This window comes from uncultured Rothia sp. (genome assembly GCF_937976295.1).
Lineage (GTDB): Bacteria > Actinomycetota > Actinomycetes > Actinomycetales > Micrococcaceae > Rothia.
In genome coordinates this window covers 1-3292 of sequence record NZ_CALJRY010000200.1, presented here as the reverse complement: position 1 = coordinate 3292, position 3292 = coordinate 1, and the positions used below count along the sequence as shown (strand labels likewise).

The 3292-nt window shown below is 57.8% G+C and carries 3 protein-coding genes; 1 reads left to right on the top strand and 2 read right to left on the bottom strand.

What is annotated here, in order from left to right; all coding sequences use genetic code 11:
- Nucleotides 1-68 precede the first annotated feature (68 nt).
- Complete coding sequence (gene pdxT, locus Q0216_RS05535; protein WP_298593591.1) at nucleotides 69-707, bottom strand: pyridoxal 5'-phosphate synthase glutaminase subunit PdxT; 639 nt, start codon at nucleotides 705-707, stop codon at nucleotides 69-71.
- 106 nt (nucleotides 708-813) lie between these two features.
- Complete coding sequence (pdxS, locus tag Q0216_RS05530) at nucleotides 814-1719, bottom strand: pyridoxal 5'-phosphate synthase lyase subunit PdxS (RefSeq protein WP_049333865.1); 906 nt, start codon at nucleotides 1717-1719, stop codon at nucleotides 814-816.
- A 435-nt stretch (nucleotides 1720-2154) separates the two neighbouring features.
- Here pdxS and Q0216_RS05525 point away from each other — a divergent pair.
- Nucleotides 2155-3292 (top strand): sodium:proton antiporter (locus Q0216_RS05525; protein ID WP_298593589.1); only part of this gene is annotated, 1138 nt, incomplete at its 3' end.

Sequence of the window (3292 nt, the reverse complement as noted above, 5' to 3'; positions counted from 1 at the left end):
GTGACCGAACAACGGTCACCGCCACAACTCTTTAAACGGTCATTACCGGGCTTTTTTTGGGGGAGGGGCTACTTGCCCTTCACCTCGCGTGCCAGAGCCAGCAGCTCCTCATGCACGGTCGTATCGCCCGTAACCTCCGGGTGGAAAGAAATACCAATCAGGTTGCCCGAACGCACACCCACAATCTTCCCCTCATGACGAGCCGTCACCTGCACACCCTCACCAGTGCCAGTCACAATCGGCGCACGAATAAACGCCGTATCAATAACCACCTCATCACCGGCAGGGGTCAGCCACGGCAGGCGCACCTCCGCAGAATCAACCTGCGAACCAAACGCGTTACGGCCCACCGAAACATCCAAAACACCCAGCGACTGCTGACCCGGCGCCGGATCATCAATACGCTTCGACAACATAATCAGACCAGCACACGTACCCAGAGTCGGCATGCCCGAAGAAATCGCCTCAATCAGCGGCTCACGCACACCAAAAATACGGGTCAGGCGGTCAATCGTCGACGACTCACCACCGGGCAGAACCAGCGCATCCAGACCCTCAAGCTGCTCACCGGTACGCACCCAACGCACCTGCGCACCCAGGGACTCCAGCATCAGCGCGTGCTCACGCACACCGCCCTGCAGCGCCAAAACACCAACCGTCAAACCCTCACCCGGCAAAACACCGGCAGGCTGAACCTTCTCAACCATCACCGCTCCCTTCACAAATCAACAAACACAAGGAGGGTGGGACCCGCCTCAGCGAACCCCACCCCCTCATCAAACACTCACCCCGAATGCGGGGTGCGCGCACGAATTACCAGCCGCGCTCCGCCAGGCGGTGCGGTGCCGGAATGTCAGCAACGTTAATGCCGACCATAGCCTCACCCAGGCCGCGAGAAGCCTCAGCAACCTTCTCCGGGTCATTGTAGAAAGCGGTAGCCTTCACAATAGCCTTCGCACGAGCAACCGGGTCGCCCGACTTGAAAATACCGGAACCAACGAACACGCCGTCAGCACCGAGCTGCATCATCATTGCAGCGTCAGCGGGGGTAGCCACACCACCAGCGGTGAACATGACCACGGGCAGCTTACCGGTCTGAGCAACCTCAAGAACCAGCTCGTACGGTGCAGCCAGTTCCTTAGCCTTCACGTACAGCTCATCGGGCATGGTGTTGTATAGGCCCTGCAGCTCAGCAATCTGACGCTTAATGGTGCGGATGTGCTTGGTCGCCTCAGAGACGTCACCGGTGCCAGCCTCACCCTTCGAGCGGATCATAGCGGCACCCTCGGTGATGCGGCGCAGAGCCTCACCCAGGTTGGTAGCACCACACACGAAAGGAACCTTGAACTGGTGCTTATCAATGTGGTTCACGTAGTCAGCGGGAGAAAGAACCTCAGACTCGTCAATGTAGTCGACCTTCAGGGTCTCCAGGATCTGAGCCTCAACGAAGTGGCCGATGCGTGCCTTCGCCATGACCGGGATCGAAACAGCATCAATGATGCCCTCAATCATGTCCGGGTCAGACATACGAGCCACGCCGCCCTGCGCACGAATATCCGCGGGAACGCGCTCGAGAGCCATGACGGCAACAGCGCCAGCATCTTCAGCGATCTTAGCCTGTTCGGGGGTGACGACGTCCATGATGACGCCGCCCTTGAGCATGTCGGCCAGGCCGCGCTTAACAAGCGGGCTGCCGGTTACGGTGTTGTTATCAGTCATGACCTTATCTTCTCACGTTCTGAGTGTTCGCGCGCACTCACGGAGGTGGATTTTCTGTTCTCTGACACAGTACGACCCGAAGTTCACGTCAGAACGACACAAAACGTCATGAAAAGCGGTCAGGGTAGGGCGGTTCATGGGCTGAGCAGGCCCGGCTGAGCAGACCCGCCGGATGCACGCAGGTCGCCTCCCATAAACTCACATCCCGAGCGGCCATAAGGCAAGGTTTTGCTCAGGGTAAACATCCACCCACCCGCACTGAGCATCGGTAAAATATAGAAGCTACGCCCGCACTCGTCCCCACGCGGAAGCCTCACGGCCCAGGGAACGAGCAAAACATTTTGGGCACCCTGGCACCCGCACACTTGCGGATATCAGCCGTCTATCAGACGCACACCATGAACCAGCCGCCACATCCAAAAGGAATACACCAAATTGCTTGAAGTCATCATTGCCCTATCGCTGGCAATTCTTCTGGGTAATATCCTCGCCCATAAAATACGGATAACCCCCGCCATTATGCTCATTTTCACGGGGCTTGTACTGGCGCTCATCCCCGTTCACGCCATGCACGAGGTGCGCGAGGTTGGGTTGCCCCCGCACGTGATTCTCGAAATCTTCCTGCCCGTGATGCTGTTCTGGGAGACCCGAAACACCTCCTGGCGTGAGGCGCGCGCTCGTCTGCGCGGCATTCTGCTCTCGGGCACGGTGCTCGTAATTTTCACGGCGTTCGTTATCGCCTGGGTGCTTCACACATTTATGGGCGTCTACCTGTGGCATGTGGCGCTGATTATCGGTGTGGCGCTCGCCCCCACCGATGCCGTGGCCGTGGCAACGCTCAACGGCAAACTCCCCAAATCTTCCATCACCACCCTTAAAGCGGAAGCACTCATTAACGACGGCACCACCCTAGTTCTTTTCGCACTCGCCCTGCAGGTTGCGGGTGGTCATGAACTTACCCTGGGGACCGCATCCGGAATGTTCTTCTTCTCGTTCCTGATTGGAACTCTCGTTGGCCTGGCCGTCGGATGGGGTGTGGATAAGCTGCGTGCGCACATCGGCAACCCCATGAACTTCAGCGTGTTCATGTTTACCGTGCCGTTTATTGCTTTCTTCCTGGCTGAAGAGATCGAGCCTTTTGAGGGCATGAAAGGTTCCGGAGTGGTGGCTGTGGTGGTCGCCGCTTTCTACCTGACCTATCGCGGACCGGATACCATCAAACCCCAAAACCGTTTCTACGGTCTGCCCATCTGGTCGTTTGTCTCCTATGTCATGAACGGTGCGCTCTTCGTGCTCGTGGGTGTTCAGCTGCCCAGCGCCACAGTGCCTGTGGATGATGTTCTTCGTGAATACAACTATGCGTGGGCTTTGACGTTCGCCGTGATTGTGGTGGCATGGCTTGTTTCCATTGCGGCGCGTTTTATTTTCCTGCACGTCTCAATCGGTATTATTCGTGCCCTTGACCGTTCAGAAAAGCAGAAGCAGCTGCGCACAACTTTCCGTGGCCGTGTAGTGAGTACCTTTGCGGGACTGCGCGGCGGTGTTTCCCTCGCGGTGGCTCTCTCCGTGCCGA